We start from the raw sequence: 22,270 nt of genomic DNA, 5'->3' as shown, positions 1-22,270 counted from the left end.
GACAATGAGCAGCAGCACCGCCTCCAGCCCGACGCGCGCCTCCCTGGCCGAACGCTTGGCCGTTGGCTTGGTGCGCGGCTATCGGCTCATGCTGAGCCCTTGGCTGGGTGCGTCCTGCCGCTTTAGCCCGACCTGCTCGGTCTACGCCATTGAAGCCCTGCAGCGCCACGGCGCCGCAGCGGGCACTTACTTGGCGGCATACCGTATCCTGCGTTGCAATCCTTTTTGTGCGGGTGGCCATGATGGCGTGCCCGAGCATGCGCCGCGCCTGTTCGCCCACTTGGGTCTGAGCAAGCCGGTGTCCCCTCGTCCTCCTACTCCAGAAGCTTCCCCATGACTGATATACGCCGCACCGTGCTGTGGGTGGTGTTCACCATGTCCCTCGTCCTGCTGTGGGACGGCTGGCAAAAACACAATGGGCACCCGTCGATGTTCAGCCCGGCAGCGCCCAAGGCCGTAGCGACCGCGCCCTCAGCGCCCGGCGCGACCGGCGTGCCGACGCCCGCCGCCCTGCCAGGTGCGGCCGCCGTGGCCGGTGCCGAGGCGCCCGCGCCCGTGGCTCAGGTGAACGAAAAAGTGCTGGTCAAGACCGATGTCTTGAACGTCACCCTGGACACTTTGGGTGGTGATGTCAGCCGTGTGGAGCTGCTGAGCTATCTGGACGCACCGGAGCCGGGTCTGTTCGACCCGATTCTGGAAATGGTGGGCATCAAGCAAAAGCATGTGGTGGAGCGCAAGCCCATCGTTTTGCTGGACGCCGCTACCCGCAGCTACAAGGCGCAGACCGGTTTGGTCGGCAGCCAGGGCGAGCAATTGCCGACGCACAACACTTTGATGAGCGTTGTGCCCGGTGAGCGCACACTCAAAGACGGCATGAATGAGCTGACCGTGCGCATGGAGTCGCCCGTGGTGGGTGGCGTCAAGCTGGTCAAGACCTTCACCTTCAAGCGAGGCGACTACGTGGTGGGCGTGCGCCACGAGGTGGTCAACGCCGGCGCCGCTGCCGTGACCCCGCAGGTTTATGTGCAATTGGTGCGTGACGGTGTGGCCGGCCCGCAGGGCAGCAGCTTCACCTCCACCTTCACCGGCCCGGCTCTGTACAACGAGTCGAGCAAGTTCCACAAGGTCGAGTTCAAGGACATCGACAAGGGCAAGGTTGAAATCGAGAAGCATGCCGACAACGGCTGGGTCTCGATGGTGCAGCACTATTTCGCCAGCGCCTGGTTGCATAACGGCACCGGTCAGCGTGAGTTCTTCGTCAACCAGGTCAAGGGCGCAGCGCCCACGCAATATGCCGTCGGCATGGTCTTCACCATGCCCACCCTGGCACCGGGTGCCAGCCAGAGCCGTGACGACCAGCTCTTCGTCGGCCCGCTGGAAGAGAAAAAGCTGGCTGCCCTGGCTCCTGGCCTGGAACTGGCCAAGGACTACGGCATCTTCGCCATCTTGGCCAAGCCGCTGTTCTGGTTGCTGGAAAAGCTGCACGGCATGCTGGGTAACTGGGGTTGGGCCATCATCGCCCTGGTCGTTCTGCTGAAGGCGGCGTTCTACTGGCTCAACGCCAGCGCCTACCGCAGCATGGCCAAGATGAAGGCCGTCGGCCCCAAGATTCAGGCCATGCGTGAGCGCCTGAAGGACAAGCCGCAAGAGATGCAGCAGGAAATGATGCGCATCTACAAGGAAGAGAAGGTCAACCCGGTCGGTGGCTGCTTGCCCATCCTGCTGCAGATGCCTTTCTTCATGGGCTTGTACTGGGTGCTGCTGTCCAGCGTTGAAATGCGCGGCGCGCCGTGGCTGGGTTGGATCACCGATCTGTCCACCAAGGACCCTTACTTCATCTTGCCGATCTTGATGACCCTGTCGAGCTTGCTGCAAGTGGCCCTGGGCCCCAAGTCGCCGGACCCGATGCAAGCCAAGATGATGTGGTTCATGCCGCTGGCCTTCAGCTTCATGTTCTTCGTCTTCCCGTCCGGCCTGGTGCTGTACTGGCTGACCAACAACATCTTGTCGATCGCCCAGCAATGGATGATCAACAAGCAGCTGGGCGTGACGAACTAGAGCCAGCCCAAGCTAAAGAAAAAGCCTCCGCATGCGGGGGCTTTTTTCATGGGCGAGCGCTGAAACGTCTGCCGGGCAGCCAAATGCCAGCTGCTGCGGGCCAACACGCCATCCTCAGTTCCATGGCGGGGGGCCTTGGCTTCGATGGCTGACCCTGGACGGCGTTCAGGGCTGCACGAAGGAGAACACGTTGACGCTGCCGTCGCTTTGCACGGCGGTGTGAACGATGACCTGCTTGGTGAGCCCTGTGCTCACCGGCACCACATAAAGCACCCAGCGCAGCGTTTTGCCACTGCCGGTGACCAGGCCGCTGGGGCTGAACAGGGCGTCGAGCTGGGCGGCGGTGAAAGTCGTCACTGAGGCCGGGCTGGTCGTGGTGTCGGTGACTGTTGCCGATGCCAGGTCAGCGGCGACGGTCACCGTGGTCGCGTCGCGCAGGGTGCTCGTTCCGTTGGGGCCACATTCCAGCGAGCGGAAAGCGAAGGCGGTGCCGAGCATCAAGCGTGCCGTGCTGCCCTTGAACACCGCCGCACCCGTGTCTGAGCGCACCGCCAGATGGTTGGTCTTGTAGCTGCCGCTGAGGCAGGTGAACAAGAGGTTGCCGTTGTTCAGCATGCTGCCGACGCTGGTGGCGTTGTTGGCAATCGGGTCGGCCCAGCTCACCACTTGGTTAAAGCCATCGCTGCTAGTGACCTGCAGAGTGTTGCCGACCGAAATGCACTGCGTGGGCGCCGTGCTGCTGCTGCCGTAATAGTTCGCCATGGTCGCCGTGGCGGTGGGGCTGGCCGTGCTGTAGACATCGTAGGTGGGCGCCAGCCAGCTATTGCCGCTGCACACCGAGGCGGGTGCAGGCGTCGGAGCCGGTGCGGGAGCAGGAGCGGGTGCCGGTGCCGGTGCTGGCGCAGGAGCAGGAGCAGGAGCAGGAGCAGGAGCAGGAGCTGGCGCTGGCGCTGGCGCTGGCGCTGGTGCAGGTGCAGGTGCAGGTGCAGGTGCAGGTGCAGGTGCAGGTGCGCTGCCGTCTGAGTTGCCGCCGCCGCCACCGCAGGCGCTCAGCAAGGCCGCCAAAGCCACCGCAGTCAGCGCTGTGGTTCCGATTCGTTTTCCGTTGTTCATCGCAAGTCCTTACAAGGTGGCGGGCTCGGGAATGAGCCTGCTTCAGACTGCTTAACGGAAGGACGGGCGGCCAAGCGCCAGGCCTTGCGACCTCAATGCAAATTTTTCAGCGGCACGGCTTTACAGCCGACTCATGCCGACTCACGCCGGCGTGGCTGGGCCATCAAGCAGCGCAAGAAACTCCGCGTAGTACTTGGAGCCACCGGCCTTGAGCAAACGCTGCCGGAAGGTGTTCAGCCGGGCGTTCATCTCGGGGTCCATGGCCTGTGCTTGAACAAGACGACGCCAGGCCTGCGCCTGCCAAGCCAGGCCCGTGTCATCGGCTTGCTTCAAGCAGTCTTGCCACGCGGCAATCGCTGCTGAGCGATCGCCCCGGGCCCAGGCCAGCTCCCCGGCTCGCAGCGCAAGCACGGCGCCTCTGGCGGGGACTTTGGCGAAGCTCTGGCTCAGCACCAGTCGGCCCTGTGCCAGCAAGGCTTCGGCCCGTTCCAGATCTTGCTCGTGGATGGCGCTGGCACTGCAGGCTTGGATGATGCGCAAGCGCATCGTCGGCTGAGGTGCTTGCACGTCCTGACCCCAGGGCTTGCACCTCTGGCGCAGCTGCGGCCAGTCTTGGGCGCGCAGGGCCAATTCCAGTGTGGTGGCGGCGATGGTCAGCGAAAAGGCTTTTTGCCCCGTGTGCGCAGGCAGTTGCGCGATGCGTTGCGCTTCTTGCAGATGGCGCATGGCCTCGGCGCGGTGCTCGCCCGCAAACAGCAGCTGGGCCAAATTGGCCTCCCCTCGCGCTAACAGCAGCGCATCGGCCCCCATGCTTTGGCGAATGATGTCTATGCCGTGTTGCAGCAGGTTCTGGGCCTGCTCAGGGCGCAGGGTCATCGCGGCCAGGGCACCGGCCTGATCTTCGGAGGCGCCGGTCTTCCAGTCCTCACTCCCCCACAAGCGTCGGTTGGCATTGGCGCCGGCCATGGCGTCTTGAAAAGCCTCTTCCGTGCGGCCCAGGCTGAGGTGGGAGATCATCAATTGCTCATACACGGTGCCCAGGGTGCTGGGGCCTTTGACGGGCTCCAACAAGGCCGCCGCTTGCCGCAGATGCGCAATGTCTTCATCACCTGCGGCGTGCAGCCGGGCGCCGAAGCCCCCCAGCGTCATGTGCGCCCGCGCCAGTTTGATCGGGTCACGCTCCTTGTGTGCTTGATAGATGGCCAGCGCTTGCTCCGCGGCTTCGTAGCCTTCCTTGTATTGCCCTTGTGCCTCCCAGCCATCGCGCTGGCCCAGCAGTGCATCCGCATAGGCCACGCTTTGCGGGCCACTAGTTTGCTGCGCCATTTGCACGCGCTCGGCGGCGAGTTGCTTTGCGAGCGCATTGAGCCCGAGCTGCTGGGTCAGGGTGGACAAATCCGCCAGCAAGCGGGCGCGGGCTTGGGGCTGGTCCTGCAGCGTGTCGAGCACGCGCTGGGCGCCGCGTTCAATCAGTTGCCGCACCGGCATATCGCGTTCGCGAATATCGGGCTGTGGCGAATTGTTCGGATTGAAAAGGCCCACCACAAAGCCGTACATGGCATCCGAGCGTGCGGCCTCCTGCCGCGCGAGGCTGGCGGATCGCAAGGCCCAGGCCGTGGAGCCCAGCAAGGCCAGCACGGCAAGTGCACTGGCTGCCACGCCGAGCCGATGCCGCCGCACAAAGCGCCCCGCCACATAGCGCCAGGACGGTGCTCGGGCCAGTACCGGCTTGCCATCCAAATGCCGGCGCAGATCGGCGGCCATGGCTTCCACGGTGGCGTAGCGCTGGCCGGCTTCCTTGGCCAGGGCTTTCAGCACAATCGTGTCCAGGTCACCGCGCAGGGCCTTGCGGCGTGTCGGTTCTTGGGCCTGTTGTGAGGGCGGCGGTGGGCGGAGTTCCAGAATCGCCTGCTCCAGCGCGTGGCGGTGTTGGGCCATGGCGCCGGCATAGGGGCTTTGGCCACTGAGCAGGCGGTAGGCCAGCACGCCCAGCGCGTAAACGTCAGAGGCCACACCCGGCGCTTCGCCGCGCACCTGCTCGGGCGAGGCGTACTCCGGCGTCATCGGGCGTTGGCCCAGCTGGGTCAGCGTGGTCTGCTCGGGCTCGTCGGCATCTTCCAGCAAGCGCGCAATGCCGAAGTCCAGCAGCTTGGCTTGGCCATCGGCCTGCACCAGGACGTTGGCGGGCTTGATGTCGCGGTGCACCACCAGTTGACCATGCGCATATTGAAGCGCATCGCAGATCTGCAGCAGCAGGGTCAGGTCTTGCCTGACCGTGGATTGCTGGGCCTGGCACCAGCCCAGCAGCTCCTGGCCTTGCACGTGCTCCATCGCCAGCCAGGGCAGGCCTTCGGGGGTGACGCCGGCATCGAACAAGCGCGCGATGCCCGGATGGTTCAGCCGCGCCAGCACATCGCGTTCGCGCCGGAAGCGCTCGGCCAGATGGGGCGTCGGGCTGTGCGGCAGCTTGAGCGCCACTTCGCGCTGGAATTCACCATGTGCCGGGCGCGCCAGCCAGACGCTGGCCATGCCACCGCGACCCAGCTCCTTGATCAATTGCCAGGGCCCCAGCACCTGATTGGCTTGCCAGGCATTGGGCCTTTGCCCGGGCGCGGTGCTGCCCAGCGGCAGGCTGGCGGCTTGCTCCAGAAAGCCGGCCGCATCGGCGGCGGCGTCAGCGCGCATCAGCTGCTCCAGCGTGTCGCGCCAGACTTGCTGGTCGGCGGGCAACTGATCCAGAAATACGGGCCGCTGGGCTTCGGGTAGGGCCAAGAGCTCATTCAGCAAAGGCTCGATCTGGGCCCAGTGTTGCAACATCGGTGCGTTCATGGGGTCAACAGGGTCCAGAGTACGGCGCGTGCCTTTTGCCAATCGCGTTGTACGGTGCGCCGGGCTACGCCCAGCAGTTCCGCGCATTCGGTTTCTTCCAGCCCGACGAAAAAGCGCAGCTCCACCAAGCGCGCCAGGCCGGGGTCGCTGCGGCCCAGGTCGGTCAGCGCTTCGTGCAAGGCCAGGTATTCCTCGTCGCGATGCGCCAGGGTGGGCAGCTCATCGAATGGCAGATGGGTGGCCTGGCCGCCGCGTATGGCGGCCTGCCGGGCGCGCGCGTAATCAACCACCAGCGAGCGCATGGCCGTGGCCGCATAAGCCATGAAGTGCTCGCGCCCCATGGCGGCCCAGTCGGCGCGGCGCGAGAGCCGGAACCAGCTTTCATGCACCAAGGCCGTGGTGTCCAGCAAGGTCATGGGGCCGCTGCGCCGCAGGCGCTGGCGGGCCATGGCCTTGAGATCCCGGTAAAGCTCCTCCTCCAGCAAGGGGCTGGCCTGTACTTCTTCTTGAGTCAAAACGAGTCCTATCAAGCGCGAGTTCCTTTGGCGGCCACCATCATGCCGCGCCAGGGCCAGGCCGCTCACAGCCGAGCGCCTCAGCTGACGCGCATGCGCAACGCGAGGCGGCGGCAAGATTCACGTCCACGGTGAGGCGGAAACCGGTGCAGCGTGGGCCGAGGAATCGCTTCAATCGCCCAAGCCATCGGGGTTCTGGCGCGATTCGAGTGGATTCGGCACTAAGTCACACCGCCACTGCTGGCGCTTCCACTACCCCCGCTTGGGGGGCTTTTTTGTTTGAGCGAACTCGACTTAAATCAAGTCATGCGGGGAAGAACATCGCGACCGATCTGAACCAGACATGGTTTGGCCGGTTCGTGAACGGCACCCGGCCCAGGCTCATGCGAGCGCTGTGCCTCTGCCTCCCCCGCGCCAATTTGTGGCCTGCAACGCTGAAATCGGAAGTGTCCTTGCTCGCGATATGGACCGCCCGGCTGCGTTGCAAATGCTCGCGATGCCTCAGGGCATCGCTGTGCTTTGCGCCTTGCCATGCTGCCCATCTCGCAAGCCTTTCCACTCCCATTTCAACGTTGCAGGCCACTACCCACTCGCTGACTCTGCACCTCGCAGGCTCAGCGAGTTTTGTTTTGGGGCCAGCTTTCCACAATGGCGGAAAATCCCCCCATGCTCTCCCGCCATCAAGACCCCATCGTCGCCATCGCCACCGCTCCCGGGCGCGGTGCCGTCGGCATCGTGCGCGTTTCGTCTGCGCAAGACCTGACCCTCTTCGTGCAGGCCTTGTGCGGCCGGGCCTTGAAAGCACGCGAGGCCTGCTATCTGCCATTTCGTGCCGCCAGCGGCGAGGCCATTGACCAGGGCCTGGCCCTGCACTTCCCGGCCCCGCACTCCTACACCGGCGAGCATGTGCTGGAGTTGCAAGCGCACGGCGGCCCGGTGGTTTTGCAACTGCTGCTGGCGCGTTGCATGGAAGTGGGCCAAGCGCTGGATTTGCGCATGCGCCTGGCCGAGCCGGGTGAGTTCACCCAGCGTGCCTTCCTGAACGGCAAGCTGGATCTGGCGCAGGCCGAGGCCGTCAGCGACCTGATCGACGCCAGCACCGAAGCGGCCGCACGCAGCGCCAGCCGCGCCCTGGCCGGCGCGCTGTCCAGTGAGGTGGGCGAGTTGCGCGATGCCTTGATCAAGCTGCGCATGCTGGTCGAGGCCACGCTGGATTTCCCCGAAGAAGAGATCGACTTTTTGCAGCAGGCCGATGCACTCGGGCGGCTGGACCGTTTGCGGGCTCGACTCGAGGCGGTGCTTGATCGCACCCGCCAAGGTGCGCTGCTGCGCGAGGGCATCAAGGTGGTGCTGGCCGGCCAGCCGAATGTGGGAAAAAGCTCGCTGCTCAACGCCTTGGCGGGGGCCGAGCTGGCCATCGTCACCGCCATCCCCGGCACCACGCGCGACAAGGTCAGCCAGACGATTCAGATCGAAGGCGTGCCCCTGCACATCAGCGATACCGCCGGCCTGCGAGACGCTACCGATGAGGTGGAACGCATCGGCGTAGCGCGCAGCTGGGACGCGATTGCCGAGGCCGATGTGGTGCTGTTCTTGCATGACCTCAGCCGCGTTGGCGATGCCGACTACGAAGCCGAAGATGCCGAGATTCGCGCCCGCTTGGGCGGCGTGGACCCGGCGCGCATTCTGCAAGTGTTCAACAAGGCCGACACCGTGCTCACGCCTCAGGGTCAGGTCTTGCCTCAGGATGCCTTGAAGCTCTCCGCCAAGACCGGTGCCGGCTTAGACGAATTGCGCCAAAGCCTGCTCCAGCACGCCGGCTGGCATGCCACGCCGGAAGGCCTGTTCATCGCCCGCGAGCGCCATGTGCAGGCGCTCAAGCGCACCCGCGAGCATCTGGCCCTGGCGGTGGCCGTCTCCACCCAGCAGCCCCCGGCGCTGGACTTGCTGGCCGAGGAATTGCGCCTCTCCCACGACGCCCTGGGCGAAATCACCGGGGCCTTCTCGGTGGATGACTTGCTGGGGGAGATATTCAGCAAGTTCTGTATAGGCAAATAAAGACATGGGGTTGGACCTGCGCAGCAGCTCCGACCCCACTGATTAGCCTTGGGGTTGGACCTACGCAGCAGCTCCGACCCCACTGACTAGCTGGGGTTGGACTTGCGCAGCAGCTCCGACCCCACTGATTAAGCTTGGGGTTGGACTTGCGCAGCCGCTCCGCCCTCGTTGACCAGCCTGTGGCTTTGACCTGCCCAGCCGCCAAGCAAAGTTCCTCAGCTGTCCTTCCCCTCATCCCCCAACTCCAAGGCGACCTGCACCCCAGGCTCCGCCTTGCGCCCCAAGCGCACCGCCTTCAGGCCCAGCAGCTTGGCACTGTCAGCCGATGAAACCAGCGCTCGGCCGACCTTGCTGCCCATCTGGGCGGTGGCGCCCAGCACGCTTTGAGTGGCGTCTTTGACGCCCTGGCCGGTCGCGCTGGCTGCATCGGTGAACACGGCACCGGTGGCTTTGAAAACGCTCTTGGCCACCCGCACACCGCAGTCGCGCGTCACCACGCCCAGCAGCGCCAGCGCGGCCACCGAGGCGCTGCGGCGGGTGGCCTCCAGCTCGGGTTGAACCAGCGCGGCGCAGTATTGCTTGGTCAGCATGGCCACGCGCAGGGTCAAAAAGGCATTGGCTGCGCCGTTGGCCAGACTATTGGTCAGCAAGCGCGAGATGCCGCCCAAGCCCGGCAGATTGGCCGCCAGGCCCGGCGCGGCGGCGCTGATCATGGGTGTGGCGAGTTCGGAGAAATCAATGTCCTCGATGCTGGAGGCGATCAGAATCGCCGCCCCGACATTGCCGTAGACATACAGCGCCTGGCGCGGCGAGGGCCGCACGTGATAGACCGCCATCAGCCGATACACCAGGCGCAGCTGATTGAGCAAAACCAGCAGGCCATCAAGCCGGCCGTTTTGCATCAGCGCGGTGCTGACGAAGGTGGCGCTGGCGGCTTGCAGCGCTTCTTCATCGGCCTTGGCGTTGAGCAGGCTCAGGGCGGCGGGCAAATCGTCGGGGGTGTTGAGCGGGCTGCCGGCCAGCAGTGGGTTGCGGCGCAGCGCGACTAGCAAGTCAGCCTGATAGATGCTGAAAGCCGGCTCGCTGCGGTCGGCTGGCGGAATCAGCGGCTTGGGCAGGCGCAGATAAAGCAGGCAGGGCGTGGCGGCAAGCCCGGCGAAGAGGGCCGTTAAGGCCCAGAAAAGGTATTGGCCGGCACCCGAGTAGATGCGGTCGGCCGCATTGGCCAGCTGTGAGAGGGTGGCCAGCACCGAGGCGCCAGCGTAGAGCGCCAGCAAAATGGCCAGCGCCAGCAAGAGATGCTTGATGGATTTGCTCATCTCAACTCTTTGCCGCGCGGGCTCAGCAGGGCTTGCTCGCTTACTTACTTGCCGTAAGGCCAGACCGGCTTCTTGGTCGGCGCTTTCACGCCCTTGCCATTGGCCTGCCAGAGTTTGTAGGCGCTCGAGGTCAGCTGGCGCTTCATCAACTGCACCAGCTCGCCCGGGCCCAGGCCGTGCTCCATCAACACCTTGTTATAGGGCGGCACATCCTCCCAGGCGGTGGCAACGATGCGCTTGACTTGGTCGGCGGAGAGGCGGGGAATTGGTTTGGCCATGGCGCTATTGTCGCCGTTCTGGTGGCGCAAGTCAGTGGGGTGACGCGCTCGCTAGGCTCGCACGAGCGGACTGTCACGCAAGAACCCGCTCAATCAGTTGGTGATAGCCTTGCCGCTGGAATCGCGGCAAGTCCTTCGGCAGCCGAGCCAAGCCTTCCGGCTTGGCTGTGCGGCCTCAGAACTACTCCCTCGCTACGCTCGCTCGGGCGGTCTGTCACGCAAGAACGCACTCAATCAGTTGGTGACAGAGCTACTCCCTCGCTACGCTCACTCGGGCGGTCTGTCACACAAGAACTTAAGTTCCCTCAAAGTCCACCATGGTGAACAGCGGCAGCCCGGCCGCTTTGATCTTGGCGGAGCCGCCCAGTTCGGGCAGGTCGACGATGGCGGCGGCTTCCACCACTTCGGCGCCCAAGCGTTGCAGCAGGCGGGCGCCGGCCAGCATGGTGCCGCCGGTGGCGACCAGGTCGTCAATCAGCACGATGCGGTCGCCGGGGTGCACCGCGTCGGTGTGGATTTCGACCGTGGCGTTGCCGTACTCGAGCGCGTAGCTTTCTTCCACCGTGGTGAAGGGCAGCTTGCCTTTTTTGCGGATCGGGATGAAGCCGATATTGAGCTCGTAGGCCAGCACCGAACCGATGATGAAGCCGCGCGCGTCCAGCCCGGCAATGGCTGTGGGCTTGACGTCGAAATAGCGATGCACGAAGACATCGATCAAGACCCGGAACACGCGCGGGTTGGACAGCAGCGGGGTGATGTCGCGGAACTGCACGCCCGGGGCCGGCCAGTCAGGCACGGTACGGATGTGGCGGCGGATGATGTCGGTGGCATTGCTCATGCCCCGATTATCCGGCTCAAGCTCAGGCTGCGGCTTGGGTTTGTACGGCCATGCGTGCCCGGCCGGCTTGTTTAGCGCGGTACAGGGCGGCGTCGGCTTGCTCGATCAGGCTTTGCGCGGCCAGGTCGGCATGGGGCACGCAGGCGGCCACGCCGATGCTCAGGCTGAGCGGCTTGCGCAGGGGCGAGGCGGCATGTTCGATGGCGGCCAAGCGCAGGCTGTCCAGGCAGCGTTGCGCCACCAACTGGGCCTGGGCCAGGTCACAGCCGGCCAGCAGGATGACGAATTCTTCGCCGCCGTAGCGGCAGACCGATTCACCGCTGCGCCCGGCACAGGCGCGCAAGAGCGCGGCCACCCGGCGCAGGCAGTCGTCACCGGCCACATGGCCGTAGTGGTCGTTGAATTGCTTGAAGTGGTCAATGTCCACCATCAGGCAGGCCAGGCTTTGCGCGTGCCGGGCGCTGCGCTGCCATTCCTGTTGCAGGGATTGGTCAAACAGGCGCCGATTGCCGATGCCGGTCAGGCCGTCGGTGGTGGATTGCCGCGCCAGCTGTGCGTTGGCTTCTTGCAGGGCCAGCTCCTGGCGCTTGCGCTCGCTCAGGTCGGTGAGGATGCAGACAAAGCGGTGGGTGGTTTCGGTATGCACCTCGGCCATGCTCAGCTGCAGGGTCATGGCCTCACCGTGGCGGTGCTGGGCATTGACTTCCATGGGCTCGCCCAAGGTGTCGGCCAAGGCGCGCCCGGGCCGCAGCAACTCGCGGCCGAAGAGCAGATTGATGTGGCTGCCTTGCATTTCCTCGGCCGAGTAGCCGAACAGGCGCTCGCAAGCGGGGTTCAGCTCCAGCACATGGCCGGCGGTGTCCAGGGTCAGCACGCCATTGGGGGTGGCGCGCACAAAGGCCTGCAAATGGGCTTGGCTGGCTTCCAGGCGCTGTTGCTCTTGGATCAGATCGGTCACGTCCATGCGCACCCCGACCACGCCACCCGAGGGCATATGGCGCTCGTAGATGCGCAGCCAGCGGTCGTTGTGAATCTTCTGCAGCAGCGGCTCACGCTGCAGCTTGCGGGCCTGCAGGCGCTCGGCCAGCCATTCTTGTTCGCGCCCGAAGGCGGCCGGAATGCGGCCCTGCGCCAGCGAGGCGCGCACCAGCGTCTCGAAGCTGGCGCCGCGCCGGAAGGCGTCTTGCATATGCGGATAGATCTCGTGCAGCTTGCGGTTGTAGGCCATCAAGCGGTCATTGCGGTCGAAGATCTCCACACTGGCGGGCAAGGCCTCCAGCGCCTCGTCCAGGGTGCGGCGCAGATCTTTGCCGCGCTTGCGCAGGCGGCGCATTTCCTGCACCGTCAAAACCACGCAGAGCAGGCTCAGCAGCAGGGCCAGCGCCATCAAGGCCGAGGGCAAGACGCCCGCCGGCCAGATCAAAAACAAGAGCACGCCCTGCAGGCTGAGGCCTGCCAGGGCAGTCAAGCCCAGCCAGGAGCGCAGTTGAAGGGGGAAAAACAGGCGATTCATTGCCGCCTAGTCTAGAGCCTCCCCCCAGTTCGTCACGCTCCCCCCAATGAGGGTGATGACGCTAGGTCAGCTGCTTGCAACACCCACTTGCAAATCTCCCTCGCGCCGCGCAGCGCCGTGGCTCAGCTGCCGCGGGTGATGGGCATTTGCACCTCGCCACCCGGCAGCTTCATGTGGCGCGACAGTTCCAGCTTGGCCAGGGAGTTGCGGTGCACCTCGTCCGGGCCATCGGCCAGGCGCAGGGTGCGTTGATGGGCCCACATCAGGGCCAGCGGGGTATCGCCGCTGACGCCCATGGCGCCGAACACCTGCACGGCCCAATCGATCACCTGCAGCGCCATATTCGGCGCCACGATCTTGATCATGGCGATCTCGGCCTTGGCGACCTTATTGCCCACCGTGTCCATCATGTAGGCGGCCTTGAGGGTCAGCAAGCGGGCTTGCTCGATCATGCAGCGTGATTCGGCGATGCGCTCTTGCGTCACGGTCTGCTGGGCAATCGTCTTGCCGAAAGCGGTGCGCGAGATGGCCCGCTGGCACATCAGCTCCAGTGCCCGCTCGGCCGCGCCGATGGAGCGCATGCAGTGGTGGATGCGCCCGGGGCCAAGCCGGCCTTGGGCGATCTCGAAGCCGCGCCCTTCACCCAACAAGATATTGCTGACCGGCACGCGCACGTTCTTCAGCTGCACTTCCATATGGCCGTGCGGCGCGTCGTCGTAGCCGTAAACGCTGAGCGGCCTCACGACCGTGATGCCGGGCGTGTTGGCGGGCACCAGCACCATGGATTGCTGCTCATGCCGCCCCGCCTCGGGGTTGGTTTTGCCCATCACCACATAGATGGCGCAACGCGGGTCGCCGGCACCGGAGGACCACCATTTGGTGCCGTTGATGACGTAGTCATCGCCATCGCGCTCGATGCGGCATTCAATATTGGTGGCGTCGCTGGAGGCCACGGCCGGCTCGGTCATCAAGAAGGCCGAGCGCATCTCGCCGCGCAGCAGCGGCTCCAGCCACTGTGTCTTGTGGGCTTCGGTGCCGTAGCGCTCGATGGTCTCCATATTGCCGGTGTCGGGCGCCGAGCAGTTGAACACCTCGGCGGCCCAGCTGACGCGGCCCATGATCTCGCACAAAGGCGCATATTCCAGGTTCGACAAACCCTCGGGCGCCCGCGTCGATTTGGGCAGGAACAGGTTCCACAGGCCGGCTTGGCGGGCCAGGGGTTTCAATTCTTCGATCAAGCGGGTGGGCACCCAGGCGTTGCCTGCTCGGCGGTTGGCCTCCACCTCCTCCAGGAAGCGCCGCTCATTCGGGTAGATGTGGGCGTCGAAGAAGGCCAGCAGACGCGCTTGCATCTCCTGTACCTTGGGGCTGTAATCGAAGTTCATCCTGTGTCCTTAGGCGCTGGCTGCGCTGAAGCCCAGTGTGGCGCAAGATCGTCGCGCTGCCTGTCACCCAGGCGGCATAGCATGTTTTGCAGTGCCCTGTGTCAAGACGGCGTTGCCGCGCTCTGTTACCGTGCGCGCTGAATTTGGCAATGGAGGCTCGAGAGCATGAGCGATAACGACAACAAGCGCCTGAGCGCCATCACGAGCACCGAGTTGCTGGGCATCCGCCGTGGCATCGAGAAGGAAAGCCTGCGCGTCCTGCCCAGCGGCATGCTGGCGCTGACGCCCCACCCCCTGCCCCTGGGCTCGGCACTGACACATCCCCACATCACCACCGACTTCAGCGAGTCGCAGGTGGAATTGATCACCGGCGTGCATGCCGGGGTCGAGAGCTGCCTGCAAGAACTGACCGAAGTGCATCAGGCGGTCTACCAAACCCTGGGCAGACAGCCCACGGCAGAGCGCCTGTGGGTCGGCTCCATGCCCTGCGGCCTGCCCACCGACGAGACGATTCCGCTGGGCCGTTACGGCAAATCCAATATCGGCCGCAGCAAGAGCGTCTACCGCATGGGCCTGGGCCAGCGCTACGGGCGCCGCATGCAGACCATCTCGGGCATTCATTACAACTGGTCGCTGCCGGGTGTGAGCAGCGAGCAGTACTTCGGCCTGATCCGCAACTTCCGCCGCCATTCCTTCTTGCTGCTTTATCTGTTCGGCGCTTCGCCGGCTTTGTGCTCCAGCTTTGTGGCCGGGCGCCAGCATGAGCTGCAGCCTATCGGCGCGGGTTCGCTGCACATGCCCTACGGCACCAGCTTGCGCATGGGCCGCCTGGGTTACCAGAGCGATGCGCAAAGCTCGCTGGCGGTCAGCTACAACAGCCTGGAAAGCTACGGCGCCTCTTTGCAAGACGCGCTGACCCGGCCCTACCCGGCCTATGAAGCCATCGGCGTGCAAAACCCGGGCGGCGATTACAACCAACTCAGCACCAGCTTGCTGCAGATCGAAAACGAGTTCTACGGCACCATCCGCCCCAAGCGTGTGATCCAGCCGGGCGAGCGGCCTCTGCATGCCCTGCGCGAACGCGGCGTGGAATATGTGGAAGTGCGCTGCATGGACCTCGATCCCTTTGTTCCGGTGGGCATCGCCGCGCAAACGGTGCGCTTCCTCGACGTCTTCTTGCTGCATTGCCTGACCCAGCCCAGCCCGCCCGACACGCCTGAGGAAATTCGCGCTTTGGCGCACAACCAGCATCTGGTGGCTGGCCACGGCCGTGACCCTCAGCTGCGCCTGCAAATGGTGGGCGGCGCGGCCGGCACGCGCTCTTTGCAAGACTGGGGTGCCGAGTTGCTGGCGCAGTGCCTGCCGATGGCGCAGGCGCTGGACGCGGCGCATGGCGGCGAAGCCTATGCCCAGGCCTTGGCCGCGGCACAAAGCACGCTGGCCCATCCCGAATCCACCCCTTCGGCACGCCTGCTGGCCAGCATGCAGCAAGAGTTCGACAACTCCTACGTGGCCTTTTTGCGCGAACAGTCCGAGCAGACCCGCCAGACCTTGCTGGCCATGCCTTACAGCGCCGAGATGGCGGCCCGCTTCGAGGCGCAGGCGGCAGCCTCGCTGGCTGAGCAGGCCCGCATCGAGGCGGCCGATGTGCTGGACTTCGAAGCCTATCGCCAGCAATACCTGGCGCCGCAGCGCATGGCGGTTTAGCCCGGCAAGCTCAGCTCGGCCAGCCTCCAGCTCAGCAAGCCCTGGCGGTGCAGCACCAGATGAATGGGCTCCTCCCCATGGCCGGCTGATTGGATGCTGCAGACAAAGCGGTTCAGGCCGGCATAGGCCATGCTGATGTTGGGCTGACCCGCCGCCTGGCTGGGCTTGCCCAGCTCCAGCGCTGGAATTACCGCTGTTTCGGGCGGCTGGCCTTGCAGGATGCGGGCCAGGCTTTGCGGGGTGATCAGCTGGTCCACCAAGGGGCCTAGCAGGGCCGCTGCCACGGCCGCGCCAAGGCTGGCGGCCTTGGTCGGTTCGCCGCGCGCGTTCACGCTCTGATGAGCCAAGCGGTGCTGCACGCCGAACTTGAGGTTGGCGCGCAATTGCTCCCAGTCAACGTATTCGCTCAAGGCCGCCGCATCGCGTGCCTGCGCCGCCTGGCGCATTTGCTGCACGTGCCACCAGGGGCTGGCGATGCTGGCGCCCAGCAGCAGACTCAGGCTCAGCAGCGTAGCGCCCCACAGCATGCGCGCGCGCATCAATGCTCCGCCAAGGCCAATTTGAGGCCGAAAGACAAGAACAAGGCGCCGATGGCCCGGTTCAGCCACAGGCCGAGCGTCTGGCTCACCCGCACGCGGCGGCTGGCCAGGTCGGTGAACAAGGCCAGGCCGTTGCACCACAACATGCTGTTGAAATTGAAGATGGCACCCAGCACGATGAAGGCCAGCGCCTTGTTCTCGGCCTGCGGGGCGATGAACTGCGGCACAAAGGCCAGGAAGAACAAGGCCACCTTGGGGTTCAGCACATTGGTCAAAAAGCCCTGAGCAAAGATCTTGCGGTAGTTCGGCACGCTCGCTGTGGTTTCCGCCGGTGCTTGTTGCTCGTGTGCTGGTACCTTGCTTCGGCTCAGCAGCATGCTCAGGCCCAGGTAGAGCAGATAGGCGGCACCCGCCGCCTTGACCGCCGTAAAAGCCCAGCTCGACGCCGCCAGCAAGGCCGACAAGCCCAGCGCCGCCGCCAGCACATGCACACAAGTGCCGGCGCCGATGCCAAAAGCCGCGGCCGAACCGGCGCGCCAGCCCTGGGTGGCGCTGCGCGTCATGATCAGCAGCGAATCAGGCCCCGGCGCGATATTGAGCAACAGGCCGGAAATGATGAACAGACTCAGGTCTTGGGTACCAAACACGGGCGGCAATCTCCAGATTGACCTTGATCATAGGCGCGCCGGCTGCGCCCAAGCGGGTGCGGCCTGAGCAATACTCGGGGCCCAACTCAGCCAAGACCCGTCGCGCCCTGGCGTGGCCGCAGGTCGATCCCCGTAACTCTCTTGCCGCCAAGCCACCGCGCCATGATCACGCTCTACCACTGCGTCAGTGCTCGCTCCCTGCGTCCCTTGTGGCTGCTGGAGGAACTGGGCCTGCCTTACCAACTGCAGATGCTGCCCTTCCCGCCGCGCGCCTTGGCACGTGAGTTCTTGCAGCACAACCCGCTGGGCACCGTGCCGCTGCTGGTGGACGGCGCCGCACGGCTGAGTGAGTCAGCCGCCATTTGCCAATACTTGGCCGCCCGCCACAGCCCTGGCGGCTTGGACGTGGCGGTGGATGACGCTGCGTTTGCCAGTTACCTCAACTGGCTGCATATGAGCGACGCCACGCTGACCTTCCCGCAAACCCTGCTGCTGCGCTACCGCTATTTCGAAGCGCCCGAGCGCCGCCAGCCCCAGGTGGCGGCGGACTATCAGCGCTGGTTCCTGGCCCGTTTGCGCGCCGTAGAGGCCGGCCTGCAGGGGCAGGACTTCTTATGCGCCGGCCGCTTCACCGCCGCCGATGTGGCGGTGGGCTATGCCCTGCTGCTGGCTCAGCATCTGGGCCTGGCGGATCAATTCGGCCCGGCCGTGGCGGCCTACTGGAAAAGGCTGCAGGCACGGCCCGCCTTCCAGCGGGCTTTGCGCATCCAGCACGAGGCCGCGCAGGCACAAGGCGTGCCGACAACGCCGGCACCGGACCTTCGCCCCTAGGGACGCTCTGCACCAATCAGGTCGGTCCTTGCTAGCGCGGACTTGGGCGTTCTGCTGCGTTGCACTTTTCGCAAATAGCTAGGTTATTGGCTTCAAAGGGCGCCTTGCAGCCCATCCCAATCCGCACGACAAGGCCTCGCCTTGATTGATGCAGAGCATCCCTAGCCCTAGGCGGCTCGGCCCCGGGTCAACCCTAGGGAGATGACTTTCGTGATTGCTGCGCGCCGGGTTCAGAATTCGGGCACCGGAGAAACTGAGGACATCCATGACTTTGAAGACACACCCCAAGCGCCAAGCGCCGGCCCTGAGCGCCATTGCCTTGGCTGGGCTGATGTTGGCTGCGCTGAGCAGCCAGGCCCAAGAAGCGCCTGTGCCCGCAGGTGCTGCCGCCAGCGCGGCTGCCCCCGGTGCGCGCCCCCCGGCCGCAGCGCCGGATCAGGAGCCCAAGCCCTTCGACAAGGTCATCACCGCGGATGCGAAATCGCAGGCCGGCCTGTTCAATGTGCATAACGTCAAGGGCAAGCTGTACTTCGAAATCCCCAAGGCCTTGCTGGACAAGCCCTTGCTGATGGTGGCCACGGCCACTGCCGTGCCTACCGGGGTGGACCATGTGGGCAAGGCGCTGAATGAGGATGTGGTGCGCTTTGTTCAGCAAGGCAACAAGCTTTACTTCCAGACCGTTTCGCATGCGGCAGTGGCCGACCCGGCCCGGCCCATCGCCAGCGCGGTGGAAGCGGCGCAGCGCGACACGGTCTTGATGAGCTTCCCCATCGAAGCTTTTGGCAAGAACGGTGCGCCGGTGATCGAGGTCTCGCGTCTGTTCAGCTCCGAGGTGGGCGATTTCTCGGCACGCGGCATCCTCAAAGGCTCGGGCCTTGACGCCTCGCGCAGCTATGTTGAAAACAGCCGTGCCTTCCCCACCAGCTTGCGTGTGGATGCGGTGCAAACCTATGGCTTGATCAATACGCCGCCGGTGCTGCCACCCGGCTTGCCGCCGGGCTTTGTGTTGCCGCCGGTGCCGCCCAAGAGCGCCAGCGTCAGCGTGGCCTACAACATCGTGCAACTGCCCGACACGCCCATGCAGGCGCGGGTGATGGACGACCGGGTGGGCTTTTTCAGCATTGCCAAGGTGGACTACGGCAGCGACGCGCATGAAAGCAAGCGCGAGCGCTTGATCACCCGCTGGCGCCTGGAGAAGAAGGACCCGACGGCGGCGCTAAGCGAGCCCGTCAAGCCCATCGTCTGGTACATCGACAAGAGCACGCCGACCAATTTGGTGCCCTTTGTGAAGCGCGGCATCGAGGCCTGGAATGTGGCCTTCGAGGCGGCCGGCTTCAAGAACGCGGTGCAGGCGCGTCCCTTCCCGAGCAAGGAAGAAGACCCCGAGTTTGACCCCGCCGATGTGCGCTACAGCATCATTCGCTGGGTGCCCTCGCCGATCCCCAATGCCTACGGTCCGCACCTCAGCGATCCACGCAGCGGCGAGATCCTGAACGCCAATATCGTGATGTATCACAACATCATGCAGCTGCAGCGCGACTGGTACGTGACGCAGGCGGGCGCGGTGGACAAGCGCGCGCAATCGCTGCCCCTGCCGGACGATTTGATGGGCGATCTGGTCGGCTATGTGGTGACGCATGAGGTCGGCCACTCGCTCGGCTTCCCGCACAATATGAAGGCCAGCTCGCTCTACCCGGTGGACAAGCTGCGCGATGCCAAGTGGCTCAAGGAAATGGGCCATGTGCCCACCTTGATGGACTACAGCCGCATCAACTATCTGGTGCAGCCGGAAGACAAGATCGACCCGGCCCTGCTGATCCCCAAGATCGGCCCCTACGACATCTTCGCCACGCAGTGGGGCTACACCCCCATCCCCGAAGCCAAGACAGCCGCCGCCGAAAAGCCGGTGCTGGACAGCTGGATTCGCGCCCAGGACAGCAAGCCCTGGCTGCGCTTCACCTCCCCCAAGGGTGAGGGTGAATATGGCGACACCACCGAGGCCGTGGGCGATGCGGACGCGGTCTACGCCACCACTTTGGGCATCAAGAACCTGCAACGCATCGTCAAGATGCTGCCGGGCATGACGCTCAAGGCTGGCCAAGACGACAAGACGCTGGAGGACCTCTACCGCGCCACTTGGTCGCAGTGGGGGCGTGAGCTGGGTCATGTGGCGGCCATCGTCGGCGGCTACAACTTCCACAACAAGCATGGCGGGCAAGCCGGCGCGGTCTACGCCCCGGCCAGCAAAGCCAAGCAGGCGCAGGCCGTGGCCTTCTTGAACGAGCAATTGTTCAAAACGCCGAGCTGGTTGTTTGAGCCGGCCATCGTCGAGCGGGTGCGTCCGCAAGAGCCGGGCAATCTGCTGCTGAACCAGCAGCGCAATGCCCTGCGCAGCCTGCTTGACCGCAGCCGCTTGGCACGCTTGCAGGCGCAGGAAACGGCCGCCGTTGATGGCCAGGCCTACCGTGTAGATGAGTTGTTAGCGGACTTGCGCGCCGGCATCTTCGGCGAGCTGCAGCTCGGCGGCAGCAAGATCACGGCAGCACGCCGCAATCTGCAGCGCGCCTACGTCGAGCAGTTGGGTGAGCGCCTGGTGGCGGCCAGCAGCGCCGGCACCGATGACGCCAAGGCCTCCATCCGCGCCGAGCTGAAGACGCTCAAGACCCTGTTCGCCAACAGGGCAGGCGCGGGCGACAGAACGGTGAAGGCTCAAGCCGATGAGCTGCTGGACCTGACCAACCGTGCGCTCGACCCACGCGGCCTGCCAGCCCCGAGCGCGGCCGCCGCGGCCATGCCCGGCGCGCGCGCCTTGGGCGACTCGCATGGCCACGATGAGAGCTGCTGGCCACACTGAGATCCGGCGATCTCCCTGAAAAAAAGCCGCCCGGTTTGCGCCGGGCGGCTTTTTCTTGTCTGCGTGAGCGCGGTTCAGGCCTGATCTTTTTTGCCGGGGGCTGCGGCATCAGAGCCTGACTTGATCGCAGCCACGGCCTGGGCGCTCAACTCGGCGCTTTTGTCTGCGGCCTGTTTGGCCAGTTCAGTGGCCTTATCGGCCGCTTGCTTGGCCAATTCCGAAGTCTTGTCCGCCGCATGGCCGGCAGCTTCCGCTGTTTTGGCGGCCACTTCGGCCGCCACTTCAGCGGCCTTCTCGCCGGCCTTGTGCGCCAACTCGCTGGCGCTGGCCACCGCCTCGTGGGTGGCTTCCTTGGTGGCGTCCCAGGCGCTGCTGGCGGCGGCCGAGGCCTTGTCGCCCAGCACTTCGGCCTTCTCGGCCACTTGCTTGCTGGCTTCCGCAAGTGCCTCACCGGCGTCGTGAGCGGCTTCTTTGACTTTGTTCCACAGGTCTGACATGGCGTGTTCTCCCAGGCTGTTGATGTGATCCAGGTCTTCGGCGGGCGTAGTGCGGTGCAGTACAGCACGCCGTGCTGGCCAAATCATTCTGCGTGGGCAGGCCCGGGCATGGGTGACGAATTCGTGACTTGTCCCTGATGTCCCTGACTTCGGGCCTCAGTCGCCATGCACCGGCATGCGCAAATCGTCCAGATAGTCGCGCTTGATATTGATGCTGCTGCGCTGGCCCAAGTCCTCGCTGTGCTGGGCCAGCCAGGCCTGGGCGTGGCTGCGGCCCAAGTTGTGCAGGTCTTGGATCAGGGTGGCGTCGGTGGAGGTTTTGCTGCTGGCGCCAAAGGCATCCAATTCGGCGCCGCCGTCGATGCGGTGCATCAGCACGTCTTTGTAATGCGCCGGGTCCAGCTTGCCTTCGGCCAGCAGGCGTTTGACGAAATCGATGGCGCGCATCTCGGCCACCAGGCCGGCGTTGAAGGTGACTTCGTTGATCCGGTCCATGATTTGCGCGCTGTGGGTGGGCAGTTCGTCACGCTGGATCGGGTTGATCTGCACCAGCACGATGTCGCGCCCCTGGCATTGGTAGATCAGCGGGTGAATGGCGGGGTTGCCGCAGTAGCCGCCGTCCCAGTAATGCAGGCCTTCAATTTCAACCGCTCGAAACAAGGTGGGCAGGCAGGCCGAGGCCATCACCGCGTCCAGCGTCAGGCGCTTGCCCGAGAACACCTCGGCCTTGCCGCTGCGCACCTCGGTGGCCACCACGAAGACCTTGGGCGCGGTGCCGGCCTTGCTGGCGTGCGCCAGGGCGTCGAAGTCGATCTGCTCGGCCACGAAGTGGCGCAGCGGGTTGATGTCCAGCGGATTGCTCTGGTAGGGCGAGAGGGTGCTGGACCAGATGGTGCTCATCGCATTCATCCAGCTGGCGGCGGGTGAGTACTCGCTGCCGCAGGGGCCGAAGAGCAGGGAAAACGGCGCGCGCTCCGCGGCCGTCAGGGCATTGCCAAACGCGCCCATGCGCACGATGCCATCCCAGAAGCTTTTCAGCGCTTCACGCGCGGCCTCGCGGGGGTCAGGTCTTGCCTTGGCTTGCGCCTGGGCAAAACCATGGGCCATGGCCACCGCATTCATGGCGCCGGCGCTGGTGCCGCTGATGCCTTCGAAGCTGATGCGGCCGTCTTCCAGCAAGGCGTCCAGCACGCCCCAGGTGAAGGCGCCGTGTGAACCGCCGCCCTGCAGGGCCAGATTGACGGGCGCTTGGATCGCTGGGGCTGACCGGGTTTGAACAGGGTTCATGA

18 protein-coding genes are annotated in these 22,270 nt (G+C 65.0%); 6 read left to right on the top strand and 12 right to left on the bottom strand.

Going from position 1 to position 22,270, the window contains the following annotated elements; all coding sequences use genetic code 11:
- Window positions 1-4 precede the first annotated feature (4 nt).
- Both yidD and yidC read left to right on the top strand, forming a co-directional pair.
- On the top strand, window positions 5-337 hold the full coding sequence (gene yidD, locus AT984_RS18045; protein ID WP_082680148.1) for a membrane protein insertion efficiency factor YidD: 333 nt from the start codon (window positions 5-7) through the stop codon (window positions 335-337).
- A complete protein-coding gene (gene yidC / locus AT984_RS18040) occupies window positions 334-2,058 on the top strand; it encodes a membrane protein insertase YidC (RefSeq protein ID WP_058721289.1) in 1,725 nt (574 codons plus the stop codon). The genes yidD and yidC overlap by 4 nt, the downstream gene beginning before the upstream one ends.
- Window positions 2,059-2,223: 165 nt before the next feature.
- Here the strand turns inward: yidC and AT984_RS23685 are convergent, their stop codons facing one another.
- From AT984_RS23685 to AT984_RS18020, 3 genes are all read right to left on the bottom strand, one after another.
- Window positions 2,224-3,171: a hypothetical protein gene (locus AT984_RS23685; RefSeq protein WP_156422098.1), complete on the bottom strand. Its 948-nt coding sequence runs from the start codon at window positions 3,169-3,171 to the stop codon at window positions 2,224-2,226.
- 141 nt (window positions 3,172-3,312) lie between these two features.
- Window positions 3,313-6,000: a serine/threonine-protein kinase gene (locus AT984_RS18025; RefSeq protein WP_197418160.1), complete on the bottom strand. Its 2,688-nt coding sequence runs from the start codon at window positions 5,998-6,000 to the stop codon at window positions 3,313-3,315.
- Complete coding sequence (locus AT984_RS18020) at window positions 5,997-6,515, bottom strand: ECF-type sigma factor (protein WP_058721285.1); 519 nt, start codon at window positions 6,513-6,515, stop codon at window positions 5,997-5,999. Before AT984_RS18020 ends, AT984_RS18025 begins: the two co-directional genes overlap by 4 nt.
- A 666-nt stretch (window positions 6,516-7,181) precedes the next feature.
- On the opposite strand from AT984_RS18020, the gene mnmE reads away from it, so the two are divergent.
- Window positions 7,182-8,573: a tRNA uridine-5-carboxymethylaminomethyl(34) synthesis GTPase MnmE gene (gene mnmE, locus AT984_RS18010; protein WP_058722442.1), complete on the top strand. Its 1,392-nt coding sequence runs from the start codon at window positions 7,182-7,184 to the stop codon at window positions 8,571-8,573.
- A 215-nt stretch (window positions 8,574-8,788) separates the two neighbouring features.
- Here mnmE and AT984_RS18005 read toward each other — a convergent pair whose 3' ends face one another.
- The 5 genes from AT984_RS18005 to AT984_RS17985 form a co-directional block, all read right to left on the bottom strand.
- Complete coding sequence (locus AT984_RS18005; protein ID WP_058721283.1) at window positions 8,789-9,892, bottom strand: hypothetical protein; 1,104 nt, start codon at window positions 9,890-9,892, stop codon at window positions 8,789-8,791.
- 44 nt (window positions 9,893-9,936) lie between these two features.
- Entirely contained in the window at window positions 9,937-10,170 is a 234-nt protein-coding gene (locus AT984_RS18000; RefSeq protein ID WP_156422097.1) for a DUF2805 domain-containing protein, read from the bottom strand.
- A 295-nt stretch (window positions 10,171-10,465) separates the two neighbouring features.
- Window positions 10,466-11,008 (bottom strand): adenine phosphoribosyltransferase, encoded by a 543-nt coding sequence (locus tag AT984_RS17995; RefSeq protein ID WP_058721281.1) that lies wholly within the window; start codon window positions 11,006-11,008, stop codon window positions 10,466-10,468.
- 22 nt (window positions 11,009-11,030) lie between these two features.
- Entirely contained in the window at window positions 11,031-12,521 is a 1,491-nt protein-coding gene (locus tag AT984_RS17990) for a sensor domain-containing diguanylate cyclase (RefSeq protein ID WP_058721280.1), read from the bottom strand.
- A 122-nt stretch (window positions 12,522-12,643) separates the two neighbouring features.
- Entirely contained in the window at window positions 12,644-13,906 is a 1,263-nt protein-coding gene (locus tag AT984_RS17985) for an acyl-CoA dehydrogenase family protein (protein WP_058721279.1), read from the bottom strand.
- 165 nt (window positions 13,907-14,071) lie between these two features.
- Between AT984_RS17985 and gshA the strand changes: the two genes are divergently transcribed.
- Entirely contained in the window at window positions 14,072-15,613 is a 1,542-nt protein-coding gene (gene gshA, locus AT984_RS17980) for a glutamate--cysteine ligase (RefSeq protein WP_058721278.1), read from the top strand.
- On the opposite strand, the gene AT984_RS17975 is transcribed toward gshA, so the two are convergent.
- Window positions 15,610-16,152 carry a DUF2939 domain-containing protein gene (locus AT984_RS17975; protein ID WP_058721277.1) on the bottom strand — a complete coding sequence of 181 codons (543 nt, stop codon included), beginning with the start codon at window positions 16,150-16,152 and terminating at the stop codon, window positions 15,610-15,612. The two genes, gshA and AT984_RS17975, sit on opposite strands and share 4 nt — an antisense overlap.
- Window positions 16,152-16,799: a LysE family translocator gene (locus tag AT984_RS17970; protein ID WP_058722441.1), complete on the bottom strand. Its 648-nt coding sequence runs from the start codon at window positions 16,797-16,799 to the stop codon at window positions 16,152-16,154. Before AT984_RS17970 ends, AT984_RS17975 begins: the two co-directional genes overlap by 1 nt.
- Window positions 16,800-16,961: 162 nt before the next feature.
- On the opposite strand from AT984_RS17970, the gene AT984_RS17965 reads away from it, so the two are divergent.
- Together AT984_RS17965 and AT984_RS17960 are read left to right on the top strand one after the other, a co-directional pair.
- Window positions 16,962-17,630: a glutathione S-transferase family protein gene (locus AT984_RS17965; RefSeq protein ID WP_058721276.1), complete on the top strand. Its 669-nt coding sequence runs from the start codon at window positions 16,962-16,964 to the stop codon at window positions 17,628-17,630.
- Window positions 17,631-17,895: 265 nt separating this feature from the next.
- On the top strand, window positions 17,896-20,484 hold the full coding sequence (locus AT984_RS17960; RefSeq protein WP_058721275.1) for a zinc-dependent metalloprotease: 2,589 nt from the start codon (window positions 17,896-17,898) through the stop codon (window positions 20,482-20,484).
- A 74-nt stretch (window positions 20,485-20,558) separates the two neighbouring features.
- Here the strand turns inward: AT984_RS17960 and AT984_RS17955 are convergent, their stop codons facing one another.
- Complete coding sequence (locus AT984_RS17955) at window positions 20,559-20,981, bottom strand: hypothetical protein (protein WP_156422096.1); 423 nt, start codon at window positions 20,979-20,981, stop codon at window positions 20,559-20,561.
- A 156-nt stretch (window positions 20,982-21,137) separates the two neighbouring features.
- Window positions 21,138-22,268: a patatin-like phospholipase family protein gene (locus tag AT984_RS17950; protein WP_058721273.1), complete on the bottom strand. Its 1,131-nt coding sequence runs from the start codon at window positions 22,266-22,268 to the stop codon at window positions 21,138-21,140.
- Window positions 22,269-22,270: the final 2 nt, after the last annotated feature.

The organism is Paucibacter sp. KCTC 42545, from assembly GCF_001477625.1.
Taxonomy (GTDB): Bacteria; Pseudomonadota; Gammaproteobacteria; order Burkholderiales; family Burkholderiaceae_C; genus Paucibacter_A.
Note: the sequence above shows the minus strand (reverse complement) of the source record. Positions and strands in the feature narration are given on the sequence as shown.

Bases quoted from the DNA above. Each gene is read 5' to 3' on its own strand.
- AT984_RS17990 (WP_058721280.1), bottom strand. From the start codon at position 12,521: ATGAATCGCCTGTTTTTCCCCCTTCAACTGCGCTCCTGGCTGGGCTTG.
- gshA (WP_058721278.1), top strand. From the start codon at position 14,072: ATGAGCGATAACGACAACAAGCGCCTGAGCGCCATCACGAGCACCGAG.
- AT984_RS17960 (WP_058721275.1), top strand. From the start codon at position 17,896: ATGACTTTGAAGACACACCCCAAGCGCCAAGCGCCGGCCCTGAGCGCC.
- AT984_RS18025 (WP_197418160.1), bottom strand. From the start codon at position 6,000: ATGAACGCACCGATGTTGCAACACTGGGCCCAGATCGAGCCTTTGCTG.
- mnmE (WP_058722442.1), top strand. From the start codon at position 7,182: ATGCTCTCCCGCCATCAAGACCCCATCGTCGCCATCGCCACCGCTCCC.
- yidD (WP_082680148.1), top strand. From the start codon at position 5: ATGAGCAGCAGCACCGCCTCCAGCCCGACGCGCGCCTCCCTGGCCGAA.
- AT984_RS17955 (WP_156422096.1), bottom strand. From the start codon at position 20,981: ATGTCAGACCTGTGGAACAAAGTCAAAGAAGCCGCTCACGACGCCGGT.
- AT984_RS18000 (WP_156422097.1), bottom strand. From the start codon at position 10,170: ATGGCCAAACCAATTCCCCGCCTCTCCGCCGACCAAGTCAAGCGCATC.
- yidC (WP_058721289.1), top strand. From the start codon at position 334: ATGACTGATATACGCCGCACCGTGCTGTGGGTGGTGTTCACCATGTCC.
- AT984_RS23685 (WP_156422098.1), bottom strand. From the start codon at position 3,171: ATGAACAACGGAAAACGAATCGGAACCACAGCGCTGACTGCGGTGGCT.
- AT984_RS17950 (WP_058721273.1), bottom strand. From the start codon at position 22,268: ATGAACCCTGTTCAAACCCGGTCAGCCCCAGCGATCCAAGCGCCCGTC.
- AT984_RS17975 (WP_058721277.1), bottom strand. From the start codon at position 16,152: ATGCGCGCGCGCATGCTGTGGGGCGCTACGCTGCTGAGCCTGAGTCTG.
- AT984_RS17985 (WP_058721279.1), bottom strand. From the start codon at position 13,906: ATGAACTTCGATTACAGCCCCAAGGTACAGGAGATGCAAGCGCGTCTG.
- AT984_RS18005 (WP_058721283.1), bottom strand. From the start codon at position 9,892: ATGAGCAAATCCATCAAGCATCTCTTGCTGGCGCTGGCCATTTTGCTG.
- AT984_RS17965 (WP_058721276.1), top strand. From the start codon at position 16,962: ATGATCACGCTCTACCACTGCGTCAGTGCTCGCTCCCTGCGTCCCTTG.
- AT984_RS17995 (WP_058721281.1), bottom strand. From the start codon at position 11,008: ATGAGCAATGCCACCGACATCATCCGCCGCCACATCCGTACCGTGCCT.